The organism is Thalassobacter sp. HA4-2, assembly GCF_055693705.1.
This window is the reverse complement of the sequence record NZ_JBVFUK010000001.1, coordinates 668,227-689,698: the sequence shown is the minus strand read 5'-3', so window position 1 is coordinate 689,698 and position 21,472 is coordinate 668,227. Positions and strand designations below refer to the sequence as shown.

Sequence of the window (21,472 nt, the reverse complement as noted above, 5' to 3'; positions counted from 1 at the left end):
GCCCGGCCTCAAAACACCAGCCCTCGCGGCCATTCTGCGACGCCGCACCCTCTTCATTGGGTCCGAAATACCCCAGGGAGTGTGAGGGACAGCGTCCCTCATGCCACAGCGCGCGCGACCAGCGCGCCCCTTTTGGTCAGTCGGTGTGGGTCAGGGACACGAAGACATCTTCGAGATCCGCCTCCTCGGTGCGCACGTCGCGCACTGTGACACCAGCGGCGCGCACGGCCTCAAGCACTTGATCCGCCGACACTTTCGACCGCGCGTAGGACAGCGCAAGGGCCGGGCCGCGGCGCTCGCAAGTGACCCCTTCGGGCAGGGTCAGGTCGCCCACCGCGCCCTCGGGGACGATCACCATGGTCTTGCCGTCCAGACGGTCCAGCAGGTTCGCCGTCTTGTCGCGGATCACCAGCTCCCCGTGGTTGACGATGGCAATTTCGTCACACATTTCCTGCGCTTCTTCCAGATAGTGGGTCGTCAGGATGATCGTCGTGCCCCGTTCTTCGTTCAGCTTGCGCACGTTGCGCCACAGCATCTGGCGCAGCTCGATATCCACGCCTGCGGTGGGTTCATCCAGCACAAGGATCTGCGGGTGGTGCACCAGTGCCTTGGCCAGCAACAGCCGCCGCCGCATGCCGCCCGACAGGGTCCGCGCATAGGCGTCGGCCTTATCCGCAAGCCCCACGAAATCAAGGATTTCGGCGGTGCGGCGTTGGGCCTTGGGCACACCGTAGAGGCCCGCCTGCACCTCCAGGGCACCGGCGGGGCTGAAGAACGGATCGAGGTTCAATTCCTGCGGCATCACACCGATCGCGGCCCGGCTTTGGCGCGGGTTCACGTCTTGGTCAAAGCCCCAGATCCTGACGGAGCCTGCGGTCTTTTTCACCAACCCCGCAAGGATGTTGATGGTGGTGGACTTGCCCGCCCCGTTTGGCCCCAACAGCCCGAAGATGGAGCCCTTGGGGATATCCAGATCCAGCCCCTTCAGCGCCTCTTTCGCCGGGGATTTACCATCCCCGCCATAGGTCTTTTTCAGGCCCTTGATCTCGATCGCTGCTGACATCCCGCGTCCCTTTCCTATCGGCCCCTTGCCAAGGCGCCGCCCAATCCGGCATACCGCGAGATAGGCCAACCACAGACCGGAGCCAAGCCAAATGCCCATCACCCCGCCCGAAACCGAAGAAGTCACTGCAACACGCATCGCCTGTGACGGCGGCGAAGGGGCCTTGGGACATCCGCGCGTCTGGCTGACCATTGATCCCAATACGGGCGATGTGGAGTGCCCCTATTGCGACAAGCGCTTTGTCCTAGCGGCGGGTGCCGAGGGCCACTAGGTCACGCGCTGATCCGCCAGGGCGCAGGTATCTGCCAGCACCTCCAGCGCCTTAAGAAACGCAGTGGTGTCGTTGCCTTCACACAGCAACAGTGCATGGGCCGAGGCCGCATCCGGGGCCCCGCGCGCCGTGGCCCGCAGGGCGGTCATGAAGGCGCGTTCGTGATCCGTGACAAAGTCTGAACACGACCCGCAATCGGGGCAGTTGTATTTGAACATAGAATACCGACTGCGGCGCATGGTTTGCACCGCAGACAGGATAGCCATGGCGGCATGGGGGCCGTCCTCGGCCTCGAACGCCATCAGGGCAACGCCCAGTGCGTTTAGCCACCCTTGCTTTTCCGGCTCGGCAAAACTGCTGAAATAGAACCGGCATACCGTCAGGACCGCCCGTTCGCCCGTGTCGTACCCCAATACGCTCAGCGGTGTGCCCCGGCCGTCTGCGACGCAACGTTGTCCCTGAATTCCCATAGCAAGTCCCTCTCATTGCGCCGCAAACGGGAACCTGCCCAAGACGCTTGCGGGCAGGTTCGTATCCAGAAGGGGCGGCAAGGGACCGAACGACCAATTGGGTCTGCTTGCAGGCCCCTTCTGAATTCATGAATTTCGTGTCTGGCTGAGGGCACGCTGGGCGTCCTGTCGCTGGATATCCATATCTTGACTATTTTTATCAGGATTACAAGCCCAGGCGTGACGGGTGCGACAAACAGGCACCCAAGGGGGCCTCACCCAACGTCACATCCCCCGGCACGCAAATGACACATTACTGTGAAACAGTGGTCTGGAACCGTGCAGACAAAACCGAACCGAAGGACAGGCGATGACAGCGACACCCGACACCCGCCCCTATTCCAAGGCAGAGCTTTGGTCCGATGCCGCCGTGCATATCACGGCCCTTGTGGCCGCCCTGCTGGCGGTGCCGGTGATGATCACCCTGACGGCGGTGCTGCGGGGGGATGCGGTGTCGATTCTTGCGATCTCGGTCTATGGGGTCACGCTGGTGGCAATGCTGACCTGTTCGCTGATGTACAACCACTTGCCCGCCCCGGACCTGAAGGCGGCGCTGCGGCGGTTGGACCATTCGGCGATCTATTTCAAAATCGCGGGCACCTACACGCCCTTTGCCCTGCTGTCAGACACCCACAGCGGCACCATGCTGGCCGGTTTATGGACGGCGGCGCTGGTGGGAACAGCGGTGCAGGTGTTCTTGCCGCCCCGCCATACAAAGGTCGGGTTGATCTTTTGCCTGTGCATGGGCTGGGCCGTGGTGGTCGGCGGGTGGGACCTGCTGGCCAGCCTCGATGCGCCGGTCCTGATCCTGATGGTATCGGGCGGAGTCTTGTACACCGTGGGCAGCGCCTTTCTGATGGCGCAGCATTTGCGGTTCCACAACACGATCTGGCACATCTTTGTGGTGCTGGCCTCGGTCCTGTTCTACGTGGCGATCATGATCCACATGATCAGTACGACGCCCTAGCCCGGCGGCCCCGGATCACATCATCAGCATATCCACGGGCTGACAGGACATGCGCGCCCGCTCGCCCGGGTCGATCTGATCGAAGTACCCTTCCAGATTGTTGCCCGCCCAGAACCGCGCCACATAGCCGTCGTCAAAGGACCCATTGCCCACGGCGGTCCCCGTCTCGGGCTCGAACCAGGTGAACAGGGATTTGCCGGTGCGCCCGTTCTCGCAGGCAAACTCCGCGACGCCCACACCCAGAAAATTGCGATACCATGTCCCGTCGCACCACTCGCCAAGAATGCTTTGGGCATGAAACGGACCCTCGTCCGTCCCGAAAGAAGCCCCTCGGAAGTACTCCCCGGTCTCCTCGATACAGGCCAACAGAGGGGAGCAGTTCATGGTGTCCGGGTCGCACATGGGACGCTCGGGTACCTCCAGCAGCAGGGTCTGGGCACTGACCTGTCCACAGAAAACCAAGGCCAATGCACTCGCCATCCCAAAACGCGTCATATATCACTCCTGTAACAACAACGGGGTGGAATGTATGTCGGGATCGGAATTTGGAAAAGGGTGCCACCTGCACCTGATCGACGGATCGGCCTATATCTTTCGCGCCTTTCACGCCCTGCCCCCCTGACACGCAAATCCGACGGGCTGCCGGTCGGCGCGGTGTCGGGGTTCTGCAACATGCTGCACCGCTACGTGGAAGGGAACACCGGCCCCGATGCCCCCACCCATGTGGCGGTGATTTTCGACAAGGGCAGCCACACGTTCCGCAATGATCTGTATGACCAGTACAAAGCCAACCGCGACGCCATGCCAGAGGATCTGCGCCCCCAGATCCCCCTGACGCGCGAGGCCAGCCGTGCTTTCAACATCGCCACCCATGAGATCGAGGGGTTCGAGGCGGACGACATCATCGCCACCCTCGCCTGCCAGGCGCGCGAGCTGGGCGGGCGGGCCACAATCCTCAGTTCCGACAAGGACCTGATGCAACTGGTGGGCGGCGGGGTCGAAATGCTGGACCCTATGAAAAACAAGCGGATCGACGCGGACGGCGTGGTGGAAAAGTTCGGCGTGGCCCCCGACCGCGTGGTGGACGTGCAGGCGCTGGCGGGGGACAGCGTGGACAACGTGCCCGGTGCCCCCGGCATCGGGATCAAGACCGCGGCCCTGCTGATCAACGAATATGGGTCCCTAGAGGACCTGCTGGACCGGGCCGAGGAAATCAAACAACCCAAGCGCCGCCAGACCCTGATCGACCACCGCGCCCAGATCGAGCTGTCCAAGAAGCTTGTACAGCTGGATTGTGACATGACGCTGGATTTCTCGATCCACGACCTAGAGGTGCGCGAACCGGACGCGGATCAACTGCTGGCCTTCCTCAACCAGATGGAATTCCGCACCCTGACGACCCGCATCGCCTCGGCCAAGGGGGTCGAGCCCCCCGCTGCCCCCGTGATCGAGGCCTCCGTCCCCGACGCGCCCGAGGCCCCGGCCATGGACGCGGGCCAGTACACCTGCATCCGCGACGCGGACACCCTGCGCACATGGATCGCGCAGGCGCACCGGCGCGGCTACGTGGCCATCGACACCGAAACGACAGGCCTGAACGAGATGACTGCCGATCTGGTGGGCATCTGCCTGTGCGTGGAACCGGGACAGGCCGCCTACCTGCCCCTGACCCACAAGGGCACGGGCGGGGATGACCTGTTCAGCGACGACCAACTGGCCGAAGGACAAATGGACGAGGCCGAGGCGCTAGCGATGCTGAAGCCTCTGCTGGAGGACCCATCGGTCCTGAAAATCCTGCAAAACGCCAAGTACGACCTGAAAATCCTGCACAAATACGGGATCACGGTGGCCCCCATCGACGACACCATGCTGATGTCCTACGCCCTGCACGCAGGGCTGCACAGCCACGGCATGGACAAGCTGTCGGATCAGTACCTGAACCACCAGCCCACCCCGATCAAGGACCTGATCGGATCGGGCAAATCCCAGATCACCTTTGACCGTGTGCCCATCGACGAGGCCGTCAAATACGCCGCCGAAGACGCCGATATCACCCTGCGCCTGTGGCAGATCTTCAAGCCCCGCCTGCACGCAGCCCGCGTCACACGGGTGTATGAAACCCTCGAACGCCCCCTTGTTCCGGTGCTGGCCCAGATGGAACGTACAGGGATCAAGGTCGACCGCGATACCCTGTCGCGCATGTCCAATGCCTTTGCCCAGAAAATGGCGGGACTGGAGGCAGAGATTCACGAACTGGCGGGCGAAAGCTTCAACGTCGGATCGCCCGCGCAACTGGGCGAAATCCTGTTCGGCAAGATGGCTCTGCCCGGCGGCAAAAAGGGCAAGACGGGCAAGTATTCCACCGGGGCCGATATCCTCGAAGACCTGGCCACCGAACATGACCTGCCGCGCCGGGTGCTGGACTGGCGGCAGCTGTCGAAACTGAAATCCACCTACACCGACGCCCTGCAGGATCACATCAACCGCGATACGGGCCGGGTCCATACCTCCTATTCCATCGCGGGGGCGAACACCGGACGTCTGGCCTCGACCGATCCGAACCTGCAAAACATTCCGATCCGTTCGGAAGAAGGCCGCCGCATCCGCGAGGCGTTCGTCGCCGACGAGGGCAAGGTTCTGGTGGCGCTGGACTATAGCCAGATCGAGCTGCGCATCTTGGCCCATATCGCGGGTATCGACGCGCTGAAACAGGCCTTTAGGGACGGCCAAGACATCCACGCCATCACCGCGTCCCAGATGTTCGGGGTGCCCTTGGACGAAATGACCCCGGACGTGCGCCGGCAGGCCAAGGCCATCAACTTCGGCGTGATCTATGGGATCAGCGGCTTTGGCCTTGCCCGCAACCTTCGCATACCGCGCGCCGAGGCGCAGGCGTTTATCGACACATACTTCGAACGCTTCCCCGGCATCCGCGCCTACATGGACGACACCACCAAGTTCGCCAAGGAACACAACCGGGTGGAAACCCTGTTCGGCCGCCGCATCCACACCCCGGACATCAACGCCAAGGGGCCGGGCGCGGGCTTTGCCAAGCGCGCCGCAATCAACGCGCCGATCCAAGGCACCGCCGCCGATATCATCCGCCGCGCCATGGTGCGGATGCCAGACGCCATCGCCCACCTGCCCGCCAAGATGCTGTTGCAAGTCCACGACGAATTGCTGTTCGAGGTAGAGGAAGACGCCGCAGACGCCCTGATCATTGCGGCCCGCGAGGTGATGGAGAACGCCGCCGATCCCGTGGTGCATCTAGATGTGAAACTGTCCGTGGACGCAGGCCAAGGGGCCAATTGGGCACAGGCGCACTAGGGCTTGCCCCATGGCACGGCACCCTTCACACTGCGTTTACCCATAAGGTGTAGGACCGCCCCATGAGAATACTGTGCACCCTTTTGTGTCTGGCCCTGTCTGCGACCCTGTGCGCGGGCCTGCCCGCCGCCGCGCAGCAGCCTCTGAACATCCTTGTGATGGGCGACAGTGCGTTGGCCTCGCACCAGAATACGGGCCGGTCTGTGGGTGATGTGCTCGCCCGCGAATTGAACGCCACGGTTCGAAACCGCCCCGTTCTGGGGGCCGCGATCACCTATCCCCTGCCCGTCACTGGGGCCCTTGGCTTAGATATCGACCGGCAGTACCGCAAGGGCGATTGGGATTGGGTCGTGGTCAACGGCGGGGGCAACGACCTGTGGCTGGGCTGCGATTGTTCGCGGTGCGACCGGATGATGGAACGTCTGATCTCGACCGATGGCACGCGCGGTGCAATCCCGCAACTGGCCGTGCGCCTGTATAACGAGGGGGCGCGCGTGGCCTGGGTGGGCTATCTGCGCAGCCCCGGTGTGAATTCGATCATTGAGATCTGCAAGGACGAGGGGGCAGAGTTGGAGCGCCGCATCAAACGCATGGCCGCCCTGATCCCCGGCATCGACTATATCTCCATGGCGGATCTGATCGCCACGGGCGACCCGCAGCGCTACCTGTCCGCCGATCACATCCACCCCTCGCCCAAAGGCTCTGCCGCTATGGCCGCGCGCATCGCGGACTTTATCCGCAACGCTGCCCCGGTGCAGCGGGTCACGGTGCAAATGGGCACCCCCGACTAGATGCTCATCGCCTTCAACAAGCCCATGAACGTCCTGAGCCAGTTCACGGACGAAGGGAAATGGCCCGGCCTGCGCCACTGGATTGACGTGCCCGGGGTCTATGCCGCCGGCCGTCTGGACCGGGACAGCGAGGGGCTGCTCTTGCTGACGGACAACGGCAAGATGCAGGCGCAGATCACCAGCCCACGCAGCAAAACGCCAAAAACCTACTACGTGCAGGTCGAAGGCACGCCAGACGCGGATGCCTTGACCCGGCTGCGCCTGGGCGTGGACCTGAAAGACGGGCGCACGAAACCCGCCCAAGTGGCCCAGGTGGACACGCCCTCATGGCTGTGGCCCAGAACGCCCCCGTGCGGGTGCGCCAGACCGTACCGGACGCGTGGCTGGAACTGACCATCACCGAAGGGCGCAACCGGCAGGTCCGCCGCATGTGCGCGGCCGTGGGCCTGCCCTGCCTGCGCCTGATCCGCTGGCGCATCGGGGACACCACGCTAGATGGCTTGGAGCAGGGAAAATGGCGCGAAGTGGTGCTGTGACACGCACATTCTAAGCTGTGCCCAGGACTTTGTGCTGAAGTGGTGCCGCTGAAGGGACTCGAACCCCCGACCCCATCATTACGAATGACGTGCTCTACCATCTGAGCTACAGCGGCGCTGGCGGGGGAGTAGCAAGACCCGCCCGCCAAGAAAAGACCTAAGTTGCAGCCTTTTTGTCAGTTTCTGCATCCGCGTCGGTCACGGTGGCATCCTCGACCACGACCTCCGCCTCGACAGCAGGTTCCGCGTCCGCCGACTTGTCCTCGATGGCGCCCACGATCAGGGGCAGCATGGCGACATTGGCGTCCGGGGCCTCGTTCGATTGGGGCGGCGTGGTCCATGACAGGGTGTCAAAACTTGCGCAGTTTTCGCACACCGGCGTCCATTTGGCGTGCACTGTGCCGCAATTCTCGCAGACCCACTGGGGCCCCCGCGACGCGGTGACAGCGCGTGCCAGCCAGCCACGCACCACGTGATCCTCGGCCCCCTCGCCCCGCTCGATCGCGGCCATCAGGGACAACGATCGTGCGGTGGGATCGCTTTCGGCCAGATCGCCAAGGGATTTGCGCGCGGCGGCGTAATCCTCGTTGGCAAGATGCAACTCTGCACCCAAAAGGCGAGTCTCGGCGTGGTTCGGCAACAAGTTCAACAGGGGCTGGAACCGCTGTACACGGGCATAAGGCGTCTCGTCCGGGGCGATATCGGCAAAGGCCGCGGCGAGGTCAGGGTGGGACGACTGCTTCCACGCGACCTTGATGGCCTTGGTGGCCTTGCGGGCGGACCCTGCGTCGATGTGCATGCGCGCGGCCAGAACGGCCGCCGGCACCAGATCCGGGGACAGGCGGGCGGCTTCCAGCGCCTCTTCCCGCGCTTTTTCGGTCTTGCCCTGTGCCAAGGCATCCCGGGCCGTGGCCAGCCCCAGCACCGCCGCGCGGCGTTTGTGCACGTCCCGTGACAGGCCGCCGGCTTTCAGCTTGGCGGTCAGGGTCTTGCGCGCGCCGTCCCAGTTTTCCTCGCCAGCCTGCAAGGCCAGCAGAGTGTCCTGCACGCCCGTATGGCGCGGTTTCAGGGCAAAGGCCTTCTCGGCCAGTTTCAGGGCCAGATCGGTGTCGCCCGCGTCCAGCTTTTGCTGCAACAGCCCGCGCACCCCCACGAACCGGGTCTGGTCGTTCTGCAACAGACGTTTGTAGGCATCCGTGGCCTTGGCGGTGTCGCCCGCAGCCTCCGCCGCCTGGGCGGTCAGCAGGGTGGTCAGTTCGGGCTTTTGCAACAGTTTCTCGGCCTTTTGCGCCTTGGCAATGGCGGTCTTGTGCTCCCCACTGGCCAGGGCCATCATGCCTTCGGTCAACGCGGCATAGCCCTTGCGTTCCCGGTTGCGGTCGAAGTAGCGCGACATGGCCGTCTCGTCGCCATTGATAAAGCGCAGCAGGGCCACAAGGAACCCGGCCAGTTTCAGAACCAGCCACATGCCCAGCAACAACAGCGCAAGGCCAAGGATCGCGAACAAGGGTGGGATGATGTATTCCGTGCCAAACAGGATCAGCGTCAGGCTGTCACTGCTGTCGATCAGGTATTCGGCCCCAAAGGCCAGCGCCGCGACCAGCACGACAAAGATGACAATTTTCAAAAGTGTCCAAAGCATCGTTTGTGTCCTTAGTTCGCAGAAAGAAGTTCGTTGACCGCCGCCACCGCGTCGGCCCGGGTCTGGGCCTGATCGATCCAGCCTTGCAGGGGCGCGCGGGCGTTGTCGGGCAAGGTTGCCAGTTCGCTCAACGCCTCATCTATGTCGCCACCGCGCACGGCAGCCTCGGCCCGGGACAAGACGGCGTCCGGGTCATCGCCCGCGCGCGGCTCGACGGAGCGGGTGTTCAACTGCCGCGACAGGAAAGCACCCACACGATCAGCGGCGGTGCCCTCTTGGCTGGCCTCGGCGCGCACGGTGGCTAGGGCCGCGCGGGCCAGATCGGGGAAGGCTTCGGTCAGGGTCTCGACCGTGGGCACGCCGCTGTCGGCCACGGCGGACAGGGCCGCGGGCACGTCACCCTCGATCCCGGCCAGCGCGTCGGCAAAGGGCGCGCCGGACTCCATCGCCGCCACAAGGGTCTGTCGCGTGGCGGCGGCCTGTGCGGCGCGGGCGGCGTTCAGGGCCTCGGTCTCGGCATTGGCGATGCCCTCGGCCTGTTGGTTGGCCAGCGCCTCCAACTCGGCGTTCAGGGCGGCAGAGGCGGCGCGCTGTTCCTCAAGGGCGCTGCGCAGGGCGGCGATGTCGCCCTCGGTCACGCCGGTCTCGCCGATGGGGCGGGCCTCCAGCGCCGTGATCCGGTCCGCCAGCGCAGCGGTCTCGGTGGTCAAATCGGCAAGGCGCGCGTCCACAGAGGCCTGCAGCGCGGCGACGTCCGGAATTTCAATCGCGGCAATGGCGCTTTCGGTCTGCGCCTCCAGCTGCGTGCGGACCTGTTCGATCTGCGCCGAGAGCGCGTCCGTCGGGTCAGCAGGCGGATTGATATAGGTCGGAATGGCATAGCCGATGCCGCCCGCGATCAGCCCGCCAATCACGAGGGGCAGAAAGCCGCCGGATTTCGCAGGGGCGGGGTCTTGGGCCGGGGTTTCGACCGGTGTTTCGACTGGGGTTTCCGCAGGCTCTGGCTCTGGCTCTGGCTCTGGCTCTGGCGAAATATCCTCCGCAGGGGCGTCGTCCACAGGCTCAACCGCTTCCTCCTCGGCGGGCGCGGTCGGATCGCCTTGATCCTCTGACACCTTGGGCGCATCCGCATCGGGCTTGGCCGTATCCTCTGCCGGGACGGCTTCGGACACCACTTCGGCGTCGGTCACATCTTGCACTTCGGCCTTCGGGCTTTGATCCGTGTTTTTCTTCTTCGCCACCGTCAGGCACCCCTCGCAGGTTTACATATTGGACTGTCCACCCGTCGTGACAGTCCATGAGTCTAAAACTTAGTCTGCTTTGCCCAGACCCTCAACCACTTGCCGCCTCCGCCAAAAGGTTTGCGACGATGGCACGCATGGCCGCGCCCGTGGGCGCATCGGCCACGCGCACATCCGCAGATTGGGGCAACATCTGCGCAACCGCGTCCGAGATTACGGGGAAAACAGCGCCAGCGCCCCCGTTTCCGTGGCCGTTTCCATCCCCGCCACCACCAATTCGGCGGACCTGGGCGAGAACAGGGGCACAATCACGCCCCTCGCGCGCAACAGATCCAACGCCTCCGCCGACAGGGGCCGCGCGATCTGGTCATATATCGCCGCCCCCTTGGTCGGGATGCCCCGGGCGGTCAGCCGCGCGGCCACGTCCCCGCGCGTGTGCACCCCGTGCAGATGGATCAACGGCGCGGGCCCCTGCACCTGCGCCACCAAGTCTGCGGCGTCTTGCGCAACGCTCTCTACCCGCAGGCCAAGGTCCCGCGCCGCCTGCGCCGTGCGCTCCCCGACCACATGGGCGGGCCCGGCAAACGCACCGCCCAGATCCGCAAAGGCCGCGACCCCATTGGCAGAGCTAAAGATCACCCCCGCCGCCCCCGACATCTCCGGCAGCGGCCCTGTGACCGACACCTCCAACACCGGACAGACCACCACGCGCACCCCATCCGGCACCGTCAGCCCCGCCAGAAACCGGCGGGACGCGAGGGCAGGACGGGTCATAAGCAAGCCTGTGTGGCGCATTGTGTCCTCGGGGTCCGGGTGCTAGTTGCGGGTCAGGCTGAACGAAGGCGCCCGATGGTACAAGCACTTACGGTTCTGGGATTGGAAAGCAGCTGTGATGACACAGCCGCCGCCGTGGTGCGCTACGGCGCGCCGACCCCGATCCTGTCCTCCGTTGTCATGGGCCAGACCGAATTGCACGCGGCCTTTGGCGGGGTGGTGCCGGAAATCGCCGCCCGCGCCCATGCCGAAAAAATTGACCTCGCAGTCGAGGCCGCCTTGGAACAGGCGCGCGTCACCTTGGCCCAGGTGGACGCCATCGCCGTAACCGCAGGTCCGGGCCTGATCGGCGGCGTGCTGGCCGGGGTCATGTGCGCCAAGGGGCTGGCCGCCGGGTCGGGCACACCCCTGGTGGGCGTGAACCACCTTGCCGGCCACGCCCTGACCCCGCGCCTGACGGACGGGCTGGCCTATCCCTATCTGATGCTGCTGGTCTCTGGCGGGCACTGCCAGTTCCTGCGCGTGGACGGGCCCGAGGCCTTCACCCGGCTGGGCGGTACCATCGACGACGCCCCCGGCGAGGCCTTTGACAAAACCGCCCGCCTGCTGGGCTTGCCCCAACCCGGTGGCCCCAGCGTCGAGGCCGAGGCGCGGCACGGGGACCCCAAGGCCATTCCCCTGCCCCGCCCCCTGCTGGACCGCCCCGGCTGCGACATGTCTTTTTCGGGCCTGAAAACCGCCGTCCTGCGGGCGCGCGACGGGATCGTGGCCCAGCATGGCGGCCTGCCCCGCCAAGACCGCGCGGACCTGTGCGCTGCATTTCAGGGGGCAGTGCGCGACGTGCTGGCCGAGAAAACCCGCCGTGCGCTGGCCCTGTGCCCGGACGTCACCGCCCTTGCGGTCGCCGGGGGTGTGGCCGCGAACCAGACCTTGCGCAGCGCCTTGCAGGAGGTTGCGGGCGATATACCGTTCTGCGCGCCGCCCCTCGCCCTTTGCACCGACAACGCCGCGATGATCGCCTGGGCGGGGGCAGAGCGTTTTGCGGCAGGCGCGCGCGACGACCTGACCCTGTCCGCCCGGCCCCGCTGGCCCCTGGACAGCGCCGCGGCGCCAATGCTGGGGCACGGAAAGAAGGGGGCCAAGGCATGAGGCTCGACGTGATCGGCGCGGGGGCCTTTGGCACCGCCCTCGCCATCAGCTATGCCACCCAAGGCTACGCTGTGACCCTGTGGGCCCGTAACGCCACCGCCATCCGGGACACCAGCCCGCGCCTGCCCAATCACCCCCTGCCCCCCGAGATTAAGGTGACGGGCGACCTGTCCGACTGCACCGCCGAAACCGCCCTGCTGGCCATCCCGACGCAACAGATCGGTGCCTTTCTGACCCGCCAGCCCCTGTCCGCCCGCCATGTGGTGTGCTGTTCCAAGGGGATCGACCAAGCCACGGGCCTTGGCCCCGCAACGCTGGCCGCGCGGCACGTACCGGTGGCCGCACAGTTGACCGGACCCAGCTTTGCCGACGACATAGCCGCGGGCCTGCCCACCGCCCTGACGCTGGCCTGTGAGGACGCCGGCGCGGGCGCGGCCCTGCAAACCGCCCTGTCCACGCCGCGCTTGCGCCTTTACCGCACCGGGGACGTGATCGGGGCGGAACTGGGCGGCGCGCTGAAGAACGTCATCGCCATCGCCTGCGGGGCCTGCATCGGCGCAGGGCTGGGCAACAGCGCCCGCGCGGCCCTGATGACCCGGGGCTTTGCGGAGATCACAAGGCTAGCCGAGGCGCTTGGCGCGGATCCTGCCACCCTGACCGGCCTGTCGGGCATGGGGGATCTGGCCCTGACATGCTATTCCGAACAATCGCGCAACTTCCGCTTCGGCATGTCGCTGGGCACGGGCGTCCCATGGGCCGAGGACACCACCGTTGAGGGCGCCGCCACCGCCCGCGCCGTGGCCGACCTTGCCCGGGCCAAGGGCCTCGACCTGCCCATCACCGCACAGATCGACCGGCTGTTGTCCGGCGACACCACATTGGCAACGGCGCTGGATGCCCTGCTGAACCGCCCCCTGAAACAGGAATAAACCATGCTCTTCGCCCTCATCTGCACCGACAAACCCGACCACCTGCCCGTCCGGATGGAAAACCGCCCCGACCACGTCGCCTACCTCAAAGGCTCCGGCGTTGTGACCCACGCGGGCCCCTTCGTGAACGCAAGCGGCGAGATGTCGGGCAGCCTTGTGGTCATCGACGTCGAGGACCGCGCGGCGGCCGAGGCTTGGGCCGCAGACGACCCCTACGCCCGCGCGGGCCTGTTCGCGGACGTGCGGATCGAGGCGTGGAACAAGGTGATCGGCTGATGCGCCACTGGCTGTTCAAATCCGAACCCGACGCCTGGTCCTGGGACCAACAGGTCGCCAAGGGCGACGCGGGCGAAGAATGGGACGGCGTGCGCAACTATCAGGCGCGCAACATGATGCGCCAGATGGCCGTGGGGGATCAGGGGTTCTTTTACCATTCCCAAAAGGACAAGGCGATCGTCGGCATCGTCGAGGTCATCGCCCCCAGCCATCCCGACAGCACCACGGACGATCCCCGCTGGGACTGCGTGGATATCCGCGCCCTCCGCCCCCTTGCCCACCCCGTGACCCTCGCGCAGGTCAAGGCGGACCCGGCCCTGGCCGACATGGCCCTGGTCAAACAGGCGCGCCTGTCCGTGCAACCGGTGACGCCCGCAGAATGGGCCCGGGTGCTGGAGATGTCGCAGTAGGGTGGGACTTGTCCCACCGCCCCCGCCCCCGTATGCGAGGCGCAAAAGGAGAGTGCCCCCATGTCAGACGACCGCCTCATCGTAGCCCTGGACGTGCCGAACGTCGTCCACGGGTTGGACCTTGCCGACCGCCTTGGCGACAACGTGAACTTCTACAAGATCGGGCTGGGGATGCTGACCGGCGGCGGGCTGGCCTTGGCCAACGAGCTGAAACAGGAACGCGGAAAGCGCATCTTTCTGGACATGAAGTTCTTTGACATCGGGGCCACGGTCGAGGCGGCGGTGCGCGGCATCGCCCAGTATGACCTCGATTTCCTGACAGTCCACGGCGACCCCCATGTGGTGCGCGCCGCGAAGGAAGGGGCGTCTGGCACGGACCTGCAAATCCTTGCCGTGACGGTGCTGACATCCCTGGACCGTGCCGATCTGGACGCGGCCCAGATCAAGGCGGGGGCCATCCCCGACCTAGTCACCGAACGGGCGGGCCGGGCCTTTGACGCAGGCGCCGACGGGGTCATCGCCTCCCCGCAAGAGGCCGCGATGATCCGCGCCCTGCCCGAGGCCAAGCTGATCGTGACCCCCGGCGTGCGCCCCGCAGGCGCCGCCCTTGGCGATCAGAAACGCGTGGCCACCCCCGGGCAGGCCATTGCCGACGGGGCCGATCACATCGTGGTGGGCCGCCCCATCTGGCAAGCGGACGATCCCGCCGCCGCCGCCCGCGCCGTGCTGGCCGAGCTGCCTTGATCGACACCCTGCCCATTGCCAACGCCCTGGCCCGCGAGGTCGAGATGCTGGGTGAAGTGGCCGAGGATCCGACCAAGCGCCACTTGTGGCTGTGGCAAAGCCACCAAGGGTTGGTGGCCCCGCGCAAAATGGCGACCCTGCCCGGGTTTGCAGCGGCGCAGGCGGAAATGGCGGCGCGCGGCTGGCCCGTGCACCTGCGCGCCACGGGGGGTGACGTGACCCCCCAGGGCCCCGGCATCGTCAACGTCACCCATGTCTACGCCTGCCCCGCCGGGCCCGCGTTCGATCTGGATGCGGAATACGGGCGGCTGTGCACACCCATCGAGGCCGCTTTGGGCGAAGGGGCCAGCCGCGGCTGGCAGCCCGGGGCCTTTTGCGACGGCGCATACAACGTGCAGTACCGGGGCAAGAAATTCGCAGGCACCGCCATGCGCTTTCGCCCCACACGCCCCGACCGCACCCGCTTCGCCATCCTCGCCCACGCGCTGATGCTGTTCAGGCCGCCCACGGCTCAGGCCATCGACGCCCTCAACAGGTTCCTGGAACTGGTGGCCGAGCCCCGCCGAATCGACCCGGCCGCCCACACAGGCCTGCCTGCCGCCACGGACACCGAGGCGTTCAGCACCGCGCTGCGCGAGGCGTTCGAAACAGCAGTGTGAATTAAATCCGTGGACATCCCGTGCGCGTGTCGCAAATGACTGTTTTGAGCCAATCCTAATCGATCGTCAGCAAATCAGTTGCAGCCTTGAACAATTGTTTCAAAGTCCTGCCAAGTCGTGGGCTTTTCGTCGAAAAATTGGATTGTTGATCGTGATTTCGGTTGCTCGTAAATGTCGCCATTGCATGTAGTAATCACATCCTTGGATTGGAGTTCGCTTTCCTCCAACAGGCGGGCGGACTCCTTGACATAGAAATCAAACGACGCTTCTTCACCGTCTTGCAGTCGTATCGCAAGCGTTCCAAGTCGTGACGGCTCGGGCACATCAAATTCGATATGGAGTGAATATCCGTCGCGAAACGGGCGCCACTCTAACGCTTTGATCTCACTAAGATAAATAGTCCTGGAATTCCAATTTGGTGTAGTTGGAAGGTTGCAGGACTCTCGAAGTCGTGTCTGAATCGTCAAAGTACACTGGTCTAGTTCAACCGTGGTCGTTTCATTGCGAAAGGTCAAAAGCGAGGAAAATTCTTGGGCAACTTCCGGGACGCCATTGCTTTGCGCCCCTACAAAGGCAGGCCAAACCGCTGCCAGCAAGCCCACCAAATTTGAACAGTGTCTGTTTTGCTTTGTCATTCGCTACGAACCAAAATCTCTCCGACATTTGATAAGGGAGAAAGTCCTGTGTTCCAGCTTTGAAAGCGGACTTCTCATTTTTGTGCGAGGCCAGCTTTGTCCCGCGTTGTGGACATTTATAGTTTTTCCCGACGCGTATGTTTAGGCCCGCCGGGGTGATCCGGCGGGCCTTACTTGTCAGCCTTGGCTTGGGTCTTTGGTCTTGCGCAAGTACGGGAACACGGTCTCGAATTCACCGAACTTGGCCGTCGCGTCCTCGTTGGACACGGTGGGCGGGATGATCACATCCTCGCCGGGGACCCAGTTGGCGGGGGTGGCGACCCCGTGGGCGGGCAGCATTTGCAACCCGTCAAGCGCGCGCACGATCTCTGCAAAGTTGCGGCCCACGGTCATGGGATAGGTCATGGACAGTTTCAGCTGTTTGTCCGGCCCGATGATAAAAACCGACCGCACCGTGGCGCTGTCGGCGGGGGTGCGCCCGTCGGGCAGGTAGGCGTCGGCGGGCAGCATGTCATAAAGCTTTGACACCTCCAGCCCCTCGTCCGCGATGATCGGAAAGCCGGCCTTGGCGCCGCCATAGCTTTCGATGTCGCCCTTCCACTTGCGGTGATCTTCGGCGCTGTCCACGGACACGCCGATCACCTTGGTGTTGCGCTTGGCCCATTCATCAGCCAGCTGCGCCACGGCGCTGAATTCCGTGGTGCATACGGGGGTAAAGTCCTTGGGGTGGCTGAACATGATCGCCCAGCTGTCCCCGATCCAGTCGTGAAAGCTGATCTGGCCTTCGCTGGTCTCGGCGGTGAAATCAGGTACGACTTGGTTGATGCGCAGTCCCATGGCGGGTCCTCCTGTTAGGTTCGGTTGGGGCATACTTAGGCGCGCGGGGGCGGCAACCTCAAGGGTGCTGGTCAAATCGGGGACAAAGACCCCCGTGCCCCTGTCCCCATGGGGACAGTGTTCCGGCGCGGTGGCGTCAGAAAGGACAGGGGGCCTCTAGGCGCAGGACCTGCCCCGTGATCGGGTGTTCCAGCTTCAACCCCTCGGCGTGGAGCATCATGCGCGGCGGATCATCCCGCGCGGGTCCCGTTGCATAGAACGGGTCGCCTAGAATCGGGTGGCCCAGGCTTTGCATATGCACGCGCAACTGGTGGCTGCGGCCCGTGCGGGGCATCAGCTTCATCCGGGTGGTGTCGCCCTCGTGCGCCATACGCTGCCAATCGGTGACGGCGGGTTTGCCGATCTCGTGATTGACGTGCTGCAGGGGGCGATTGGGCCAGTCCACGATCAGAGGGAGATCGATGGTGCCGGACGCCTCGGGCACCTGACCGGTGACGCGGGCGATGTACCTTTTCTTGACCCGCTTCACCTCGAACATGCGGCCCAGTTTGCGTTGCGCCAGTTTGGTCAGGGCAAAGATCATGATGCCCGAGGTGTCCCGGTCCAGACGGTGCACCAGCAAGACCTCGGCGTAGGTGTCCTGCAACCGCGACAGCAGGCAGTCGGCCAGATGGTCGCCCTTGCCCGGTACGGACAACAGCCCCTCGGGCTTGTCCACGACAAGGATGTCGTCGTCGCGGTGGATCACCGGGATCGGCCCGTCGGGCGGATTATAGTCGCTGCTGATCATCTGCCCCTCATCCGTGGGACCGCAGGATGTGCCCGGCCAGATACAGGGATCCGCAAATCAGGATGCGCGCGTTCGGTTCGGTTTTCAGGATGACCTGCTGGGCCTCCTGCACGCTTTGGGCGGGACTCGTGCGTAAACCTGCACGAGTCGCGGCGGCCATGGTTTCCTCGACCGAGAGGGTGTTTTTCTCGCCCGGGATGGACACGGCGTAGAGGTGTTCGGCGTCCGACAGCGGTGTAAGGAAGCCCGCCGCGTCCTTGGTGTTGAGCATCCCGCAGATCAGATAAAGGGGGCGTTTGGGCAGGCGGGTCAGCGCCTCGGCCAAGGCGTGACCTGCCGCAGGGTTGTGGCCGCCATCCAGCCAAACCTCTGAATTGCCAGCGTTTTCCACCAAGGGGCCGCTGCGCAGGCGCTGCATCCGGGCGGGCCATTGGGCGCGGGTCACGGCGGCCTCGCAGGCGTCCTCGCCAAAACCAAGGGCGCGCAGGCCCGCGATGACCATCCCTGCGTTTTGTACTTGGTGCGCGCCGATCAGGTTGGGCAGGGGCAGGTCCAGCAGGCCGGCTTCGTCTTGGAATATCAAGCGGTTACGCTCCTCCCAGACGTGCCAGTGTTGGCCATAGGCCAGCAGGGGTGCGCCCAGTTTTGCCGCCCGCGCCTCGATCACCTCCAGCGCATCGTCGTGTTGCGGGCCCACCACACAGGGCACCCCGCGCTTGATGATCCCGGCCTTTTCGCCCGCGATCTTGGGCAGGGTGTCGCCCAGAAACTGTTCGTGGTCCATGGAAACCGGGGTGATCACCGTCAGCTTGGGGACCGGAATCACGTTGGTGGCATCCAGACGCCCGCCCAAGCCCACCTCTAGCAGGGTCCAATCGGCGGGCGTGCGGGCAAAGGCCAGCAGGGCGGCGACGGTTGTAATCTCGAAGTAGGTGATGTTTTCGGCCGCATTGGCGGCATAACATTCGGCAAGAACTTCGGTCAGATATTCCTCTGAAATCAACCCGTTAGGCAGGCGGATGCGTTCGTGAAACCGCGCCAGATGGGGCGAGGTGTAGGCATGACAGGTCTGGCCCGCCCCTTCCAGTCCCGCGCGGAACATAGCCTGTGACGACCCCTTGCCATTGGTGCCTGCGATGTGAATCACCGGGGGCAGATCGGCCTGCGGATTGCCGAGCGCGTCCAGCAACCGCCAGACCCGGTCCAACGTCAGGTCGATGATCTTGGGGTGCAGGGCCATCATCCGATCAAGGATGACGTCGGACCCTTGGGTCACGATTGCGCCTCGTCCGATGGGGTGGACAGCGCCGGTTCCACCGGTTTGGGCAAATCGCCCTTCACGGGTGGGGTCTGGCCCATCAGCATACGGATGATCGACGCCAACTCGTCCTTCAGGTCTGCCCGCGCGGTCACGCGGTCCAACATGCCGTGTTCCAACAGGTATTCGGCGCGCTGGAACCCTTCGGGCAGGGTTTCGCGGATGGTCTGTTCGATCACCCGTGGCCCGGCAAAACAGATCAGCGCATTGGGTTCCGCGATGTGCACGTCCCCCAGCATTGCGTAGGATGCGGTGACACCCCCTGTGGTTGGATGCGTCAGGACCACAATATAGGGTAGGTTCGCCTCTTTGAGCATTTGCACGGCCACGGTGGTGCGGGGCATCTGCATCAAGCTCAGGATGCCTTCCTGCATCCGCGCGCCACCAGCGGCCGAGAACAGAACCAGCGGGCGGCCCAGCTCCACCGCGCGTTCGGCGGCGGCCACGATGGCATTGCCCACATACATGCCCATGGACCCGGCCATAAAGCCGAAATCCTGCCCGGCGGCGACGATGGGAGTGCGAAAGATCTCGCCCTCCACGACCAGCATCGCCTCGCGTTCCTCGGCGGATTTCTGGGCGGCTTTCAGGCGGTCGGGGTATTTCTTTTGATCGCGGAAATTCAGGGGATCCACGACAGGATCGGGCACGGCAATCTCGGTGAAGATACCGCCGTCGAACAACGCCTCGAACCGCGCACGCGGGCTGATGTGCATGTGATGGTCACAATTGGTGCAAACGTTCTGGGCGTCCGTCAGTTCGCGGTGAAACAGCATGGTGCCGCACTCATCGCACTTGCGCCAAAGGTTCTCGGGCACCTCGCGCCGAGAGAACAGCGAGTTGATCTTTGGACGGACGTAGTTGGAAATCCAGTTCATAGGCGGCCCCTGACGTGTTTCGTGTCAGATAAACAGAGGCCGCGTGATTTGCAAACGGTGTCGCGGGGCGCGCGGCGTTCAGGACCAGCCGCCCCCCACTGCACCGTTCGTTCTACATGAAGTCCGACATGCAAACCGTAGCTGGCGTTGCCTTGGGGTCGGAGGCGTCCGTGAAGTCTGCGCAATCTACGCTGCCCATGTTGATGCTGCCGGGATCAACAGCCTTACGGTCGCTGTCCTGGATCTCGATCCGGGCGATGCCGCCTGCATCTTTGTGGATCGGCTGGTACATGGTCACGTCATATTTCGCACCATCTTCGCCGATGATCGTGGTGTCATAGACGTTGAAGGCAAAGCAGCTTTGACGCGTGTCCCCCTCTGGGCACCGAGGCCAGATCTCGCTTGCAAACCCGTCCTCGACCGAAGACGCAAACACCTCGTAAAAGCCGGTGTTGATGATATCGCTGCGCTTCATCTCGTTGCTGATGTCGGTGGAGATATCCTTGGCGCCGCCCGAAACGACGCCCATGGTGGCAAGGCCAAGGCCCACCAAGGCGGCCGTCAGGACAACCCAATCCACGGTTACGGCACCAGTTTCGTCAGTGATAAAGGTATTCATGTCATTCTCCTGCGCACGCATTCTACGGCGGTTTGTCAATCTATTGTGGATTGGTACCGGCGTGGAATGGCGGTGCTAGGACGAAAACGTGCCCGAACTGTGACGTTTGGCCATGATGCGCAGGACAATGACCCGCAAAATCAACCAGATCACCACCGTGGTGGCCAAATCGCGGTAGATCAGCGGTTGCAGCGTTTCGATGTCGGACGCGGTGAAGGGCGTCTGGTACAGCGCCAGACCGGACAGTGGCCCGCCCGCCAGCGTCACCACAAGGATGGCCGTGCAGTTGTTGGCAAAGTGGAACCCCCAGGCCGCCCCGATGTTGCCGGTGATCCGTGTCAGATCGGCGGCCAGTACCCCGAACAGGGTCGCCGCCCCCACAATCAGCCACGCATTCGCACCGCCAGTGGGATCATAATGCAGCACGCCAAACAACACGGACGGAAAGATCATCCACATGATCGGGGACCGGTAGCGCGCCGCCAGTTGCGTTTGCAGGTAGCCGCGAAACAGGACCTCTTCCGCGCCGGTTTGGATCAGCACCCCCAGCAGGGCCAAGGGCAGGAAGTTGAGCCACAGGAACAGCGGCACCCCCGGCACAAGGTCGATGCCCCAGCCCAGGATCAGGACCGATAGGCCGACCACCACGGACAGGACCGCCGTGCCCACAAGGAAGTCGCGCACCACCGGGCCGCGCGGTCCAAACACGCTGCCCATGGATCGTTTGTGCAGCAGACGTGCCGCCAGCAGCGGGCCAAGTCCTAGGCCCACGAAGGTCATCAGCATCAGGATCACAGAGGTGGGCGTGCCCTCGGTCGCCATACGCTCCATCCATGCGGTCAGCGCTTCGGTGCCCGAGGTCACCCAGACCCCCGCCAGCAGCACGGCAATCCACAGCGCATAGACCACAAGGATCAGCACCAAGGCCACCAGCAGGCGCCACGGTTCCGGGCGCTTGCGCGCGGGATTGACAAATCGTTCGAAGGCCGGGGTAAACATGCTCGCCTGCCTATTGTTGTTTTGCGCCAGTGTAGCGCGGTGGGATCAATCGGGCAATCGCGCTTGTGCCCTTGTGCCCCGCGCCCTATTCCTTAGCGCAACAAAATT

22 protein-coding genes, 1 tRNA gene and 2 pseudogenes are annotated in these 21,472 nt (G+C 64.4%); 11 read left to right on the top strand and 14 right to left on the bottom strand.

The features are described from left to right. Window positions 1-136 precede the first annotated feature (136 nt). Window positions 137-1,063, bottom strand: coding sequence for an ABC transporter ATP-binding protein (locus ACZ1G0_RS03475; RefSeq protein WP_472735670.1), 927 nt, complete (start codon window positions 1,061-1,063; stop codon window positions 137-139). 91 nt (window positions 1,064-1,154) lie between these two features. Between ACZ1G0_RS03475 and ACZ1G0_RS03470 the strand changes: the two genes are divergently transcribed. Further along, a complete protein-coding gene (locus ACZ1G0_RS03470; protein ID WP_472735669.1) occupies window positions 1,155-1,334 on the top strand; it encodes a zinc-finger domain-containing protein in 180 nt (59 codons plus the stop codon). Here the strand turns inward: ACZ1G0_RS03470 and ACZ1G0_RS03465 are convergent. Next, entirely contained in the window at window positions 1,331-1,804 is a 474-nt protein-coding gene (locus tag ACZ1G0_RS03465) for a hypothetical protein (RefSeq protein WP_472735668.1), read from the bottom strand. The genes ACZ1G0_RS03470 and ACZ1G0_RS03465 overlap by 4 nt on opposite strands. A gap of 349 nt (window positions 1,805-2,153) precedes the next feature. On the opposite strand from ACZ1G0_RS03465, the gene trhA reads away from it, so the two are divergent. Then, window positions 2,154-2,810, top strand: coding sequence for a PAQR family membrane homeostasis protein TrhA (trhA, locus tag ACZ1G0_RS03460; protein ID WP_472735667.1), 657 nt, complete (start codon window positions 2,154-2,156; stop codon window positions 2,808-2,810). Window positions 2,811-2,825: 15 nt separating this feature from the next. Here trhA and ACZ1G0_RS03455 read toward each other — a convergent pair whose 3' ends face one another. Further along, complete coding sequence (locus tag ACZ1G0_RS03455) at window positions 2,826-3,305, bottom strand: hypothetical protein (RefSeq protein ID WP_472735666.1); 480 nt, start codon at window positions 3,303-3,305, stop codon at window positions 2,826-2,828. Window positions 3,306-3,339: 34 nt separating this feature from the next. Between ACZ1G0_RS03455 and polA the strand changes: the two are divergent. From polA to ACZ1G0_RS03440, 3 genes and pseudogenes are all read left to right on the top strand, one after another. Next, window positions 3,340-6,137, top strand: a pseudogene (gene polA, locus ACZ1G0_RS03450) (DNA polymerase I). 62 nt (window positions 6,138-6,199) lie between these two features. Continuing rightward, entirely contained in the window at window positions 6,200-6,928 is a 729-nt protein-coding gene (locus ACZ1G0_RS03445; RefSeq protein WP_472735665.1) for an SGNH/GDSL hydrolase family protein, read from the top strand. Then, window positions 6,929-7,464, top strand: a pseudogene (locus ACZ1G0_RS03440) (pseudouridine synthase). Window positions 7,465-7,504: 40 nt separating this feature from the next. On the opposite strand, the gene ACZ1G0_RS03435 reads toward ACZ1G0_RS03440, so the two are convergent. From ACZ1G0_RS03435 to ACZ1G0_RS03420, 4 genes are all read right to left on the bottom strand, one after another. After that, window positions 7,505-7,580: transfer RNA gene (locus tag ACZ1G0_RS03435), tRNA-Thr, on the bottom strand. 41 nt (window positions 7,581-7,621) lie between these two features. After that, a complete protein-coding gene (locus ACZ1G0_RS03430; RefSeq protein WP_472735664.1) occupies window positions 7,622-9,106 on the bottom strand; it encodes a heme biosynthesis HemY N-terminal domain-containing protein in 1,485 nt (494 codons plus the stop codon). Between the two features lie 11 nt (window positions 9,107-9,117). Further along, window positions 9,118-10,347: a COG4223 family protein gene (locus ACZ1G0_RS03425; protein ID WP_472735663.1), complete on the bottom strand. Its 1,230-nt coding sequence runs from the start codon at window positions 10,345-10,347 to the stop codon at window positions 9,118-9,120. Window positions 10,348-10,560: 213 nt separating this feature from the next. Continuing rightward, window positions 10,561-11,121: a uroporphyrinogen-III synthase gene (locus ACZ1G0_RS03420; RefSeq protein ID WP_472735662.1), complete on the bottom strand. Its 561-nt coding sequence runs from the start codon at window positions 11,119-11,121 to the stop codon at window positions 10,561-10,563. Window positions 11,122-11,196: 75 nt separating this feature from the next. Between ACZ1G0_RS03420 and tsaD the strand changes: the two genes are divergently transcribed. From tsaD to ACZ1G0_RS03390, 6 genes are read left to right on the top strand one after another with little or no spacing between them, the layout of a single operon-like run. Then, entirely contained in the window at window positions 11,197-12,270 is a 1,074-nt protein-coding gene (gene tsaD / locus ACZ1G0_RS03415) for a tRNA (adenosine(37)-N6)-threonylcarbamoyltransferase complex transferase subunit TsaD (protein WP_472735661.1), read from the top strand. Next, window positions 12,267-13,199 (top strand): NAD(P)H-dependent glycerol-3-phosphate dehydrogenase, encoded by a 933-nt coding sequence (locus ACZ1G0_RS03410; RefSeq protein WP_472735660.1) that lies wholly within the window; start codon window positions 12,267-12,269, stop codon window positions 13,197-13,199. The genes tsaD and ACZ1G0_RS03410 overlap by 4 nt, the downstream gene beginning before the upstream one ends. A gap of 3 nt (window positions 13,200-13,202) precedes the next feature. Next, the gene (locus ACZ1G0_RS03405; protein WP_472735659.1) at window positions 13,203-13,475 is read left to right on the top strand and encodes a YciI family protein; all 273 of its coding nucleotides are present in this window, start codon (window positions 13,203-13,205) and stop codon (window positions 13,473-13,475) included. Next, entirely contained in the window at window positions 13,475-13,885 is a 411-nt protein-coding gene (locus ACZ1G0_RS03400) for an EVE domain-containing protein (RefSeq protein ID WP_472737763.1), read from the top strand. Before ACZ1G0_RS03405 ends, ACZ1G0_RS03400 begins: the two co-directional genes overlap by 1 nt. Before the next feature lie 60 nt (window positions 13,886-13,945). Further along, window positions 13,946-14,629, top strand: coding sequence for an orotidine-5'-phosphate decarboxylase (gene pyrF, locus ACZ1G0_RS03395; RefSeq protein ID WP_472735658.1), 684 nt, complete (start codon window positions 13,946-13,948; stop codon window positions 14,627-14,629). Beyond that, on the top strand, window positions 14,626-15,288 hold the full coding sequence (locus tag ACZ1G0_RS03390) for a lipoyl protein ligase domain-containing protein (protein ID WP_472735657.1): 663 nt from the start codon (window positions 14,626-14,628) through the stop codon (window positions 15,286-15,288). Before pyrF ends, ACZ1G0_RS03390 begins: the two co-directional genes overlap by 4 nt. Before the next feature lie 74 nt (window positions 15,289-15,362). On the opposite strand, the gene ACZ1G0_RS03385 is transcribed toward ACZ1G0_RS03390, so the two are convergent. The 7 genes from ACZ1G0_RS03385 to ACZ1G0_RS03355 all read right to left on the bottom strand — a co-directional run bounded on the left by ACZ1G0_RS03385 (window position 15,363) and on the right by ACZ1G0_RS03355 (window position 21,364). Next, on the bottom strand, window positions 15,363-15,923 hold the full coding sequence (locus tag ACZ1G0_RS03385) for a hypothetical protein (protein WP_472735656.1): 561 nt from the start codon (window positions 15,921-15,923) through the stop codon (window positions 15,363-15,365). A gap of 177 nt (window positions 15,924-16,100) precedes the next feature. Continuing rightward, window positions 16,101-16,760, bottom strand: coding sequence for a peroxiredoxin (locus ACZ1G0_RS03380; RefSeq protein WP_472735655.1), 660 nt, complete (start codon window positions 16,758-16,760; stop codon window positions 16,101-16,103). A gap of 136 nt (window positions 16,761-16,896) precedes the next feature. After that, on the bottom strand, window positions 16,897-17,547 hold the full coding sequence (locus ACZ1G0_RS03375; protein WP_472737762.1) for an RluA family pseudouridine synthase: 651 nt from the start codon (window positions 17,545-17,547) through the stop codon (window positions 16,897-16,899). 10 nt (window positions 17,548-17,557) lie between these two features. Beyond that, a complete protein-coding gene (locus tag ACZ1G0_RS03370) occupies window positions 17,558-18,826 on the bottom strand; it encodes a bifunctional folylpolyglutamate synthase/dihydrofolate synthase (protein ID WP_472735654.1) in 1,269 nt (422 codons plus the stop codon). Further along, window positions 18,823-19,746 (bottom strand): acetyl-CoA carboxylase, carboxyltransferase subunit beta, encoded by a 924-nt coding sequence (accD, locus tag ACZ1G0_RS03365; protein ID WP_472735653.1) that lies wholly within the window; start codon window positions 19,744-19,746, stop codon window positions 18,823-18,825. The genes ACZ1G0_RS03370 and accD overlap by 4 nt, the downstream gene beginning before the upstream one ends. Window positions 19,747-19,858: 112 nt before the next feature. Continuing rightward, the gene (locus ACZ1G0_RS03360; RefSeq protein WP_472735652.1) at window positions 19,859-20,365 is read right to left on the bottom strand and encodes a hypothetical protein; all 507 of its coding nucleotides are present in this window, start codon (window positions 20,363-20,365) and stop codon (window positions 19,859-19,861) included. A 75-nt stretch (window positions 20,366-20,440) separates the two neighbouring features. After that, window positions 20,441-21,364, bottom strand: a complete 924-nt coding sequence (locus tag ACZ1G0_RS03355; RefSeq protein ID WP_472735651.1) for a lysostaphin resistance A-like protein — start codon at window positions 21,362-21,364, stop codon at window positions 20,441-20,443. Window positions 21,365-21,472 lie beyond the last annotated feature (108 nt).

Excerpts from the sequence above, each read along its gene's own strand:
- ACZ1G0_RS03410 (WP_472735660.1), top strand. The coding sequence starts at position 12,267 with ATGAGGCTCGACGTGATCGGCGCGGGGGCCTTTGGCACCGCCCTCGCC.
- trhA (WP_472735667.1), top strand. The coding sequence starts at position 2,154 with ATGACAGCGACACCCGACACCCGCCCCTATTCCAAGGCAGAGCTTTGG.
- ACZ1G0_RS03405 (WP_472735659.1), top strand. The coding sequence starts at position 13,203 with ATGCTCTTCGCCCTCATCTGCACCGACAAACCCGACCACCTGCCCGTC.
- ACZ1G0_RS03455 (WP_472735666.1), bottom strand. The coding sequence starts at position 3,305 with ATGACGCGTTTTGGGATGGCGAGTGCATTGGCCTTGGTTTTCTGTGGA.
- ACZ1G0_RS03380 (WP_472735655.1), bottom strand. The coding sequence starts at position 16,760 with ATGGGACTGCGCATCAACCAAGTCGTACCTGATTTCACCGCCGAGACC.
- ACZ1G0_RS03360 (WP_472735652.1), bottom strand. The coding sequence starts at position 20,365 with ATGAATACCTTTATCACTGACGAAACTGGTGCCGTAACCGTGGATTGG.
- ACZ1G0_RS03445 (WP_472735665.1), top strand. The coding sequence starts at position 6,200 with ATGAGAATACTGTGCACCCTTTTGTGTCTGGCCCTGTCTGCGACCCTG.
- tsaD (WP_472735661.1), top strand. The coding sequence starts at position 11,197 with ATGGTACAAGCACTTACGGTTCTGGGATTGGAAAGCAGCTGTGATGAC.
- ACZ1G0_RS03420 (WP_472735662.1), bottom strand. The coding sequence starts at position 11,121 with ATGACCCGTCCTGCCCTCGCGTCCCGCCGGTTTCTGGCGGGGCTGACG.
- pyrF (WP_472735658.1), top strand. The coding sequence starts at position 13,946 with ATGTCAGACGACCGCCTCATCGTAGCCCTGGACGTGCCGAACGTCGTC.
- ACZ1G0_RS03470 (WP_472735669.1), top strand. The coding sequence starts at position 1,155 with ATGCCCATCACCCCGCCCGAAACCGAAGAAGTCACTGCAACACGCATC.
- accD (WP_472735653.1), bottom strand. The coding sequence starts at position 19,746 with ATGAACTGGATTTCCAACTACGTCCGTCCAAAGATCAACTCGCTGTTC.
- ACZ1G0_RS03430 (WP_472735664.1), bottom strand. The coding sequence starts at position 9,106 with ATGCTTTGGACACTTTTGAAAATTGTCATCTTTGTCGTGCTGGTCGCG.
- ACZ1G0_RS03400 (WP_472737763.1), top strand. The coding sequence starts at position 13,475 with ATGCGCCACTGGCTGTTCAAATCCGAACCCGACGCCTGGTCCTGGGAC.
- ACZ1G0_RS03465 (WP_472735668.1), bottom strand. The coding sequence starts at position 1,804 with ATGGGAATTCAGGGACAACGTTGCGTCGCAGACGGCCGGGGCACACCG.
- ACZ1G0_RS03475 (WP_472735670.1), bottom strand. The coding sequence starts at position 1,063 with ATGTCAGCAGCGATCGAGATCAAGGGCCTGAAAAAGACCTATGGCGGG.
- ACZ1G0_RS03355 (WP_472735651.1), bottom strand. The coding sequence starts at position 21,364 with ATGTTTACCCCGGCCTTCGAACGATTTGTCAATCCCGCGCGCAAGCGC.
- ACZ1G0_RS03385 (WP_472735656.1), bottom strand. The coding sequence starts at position 15,923 with ATGACAAAGCAAAACAGACACTGTTCAAATTTGGTGGGCTTGCTGGCA.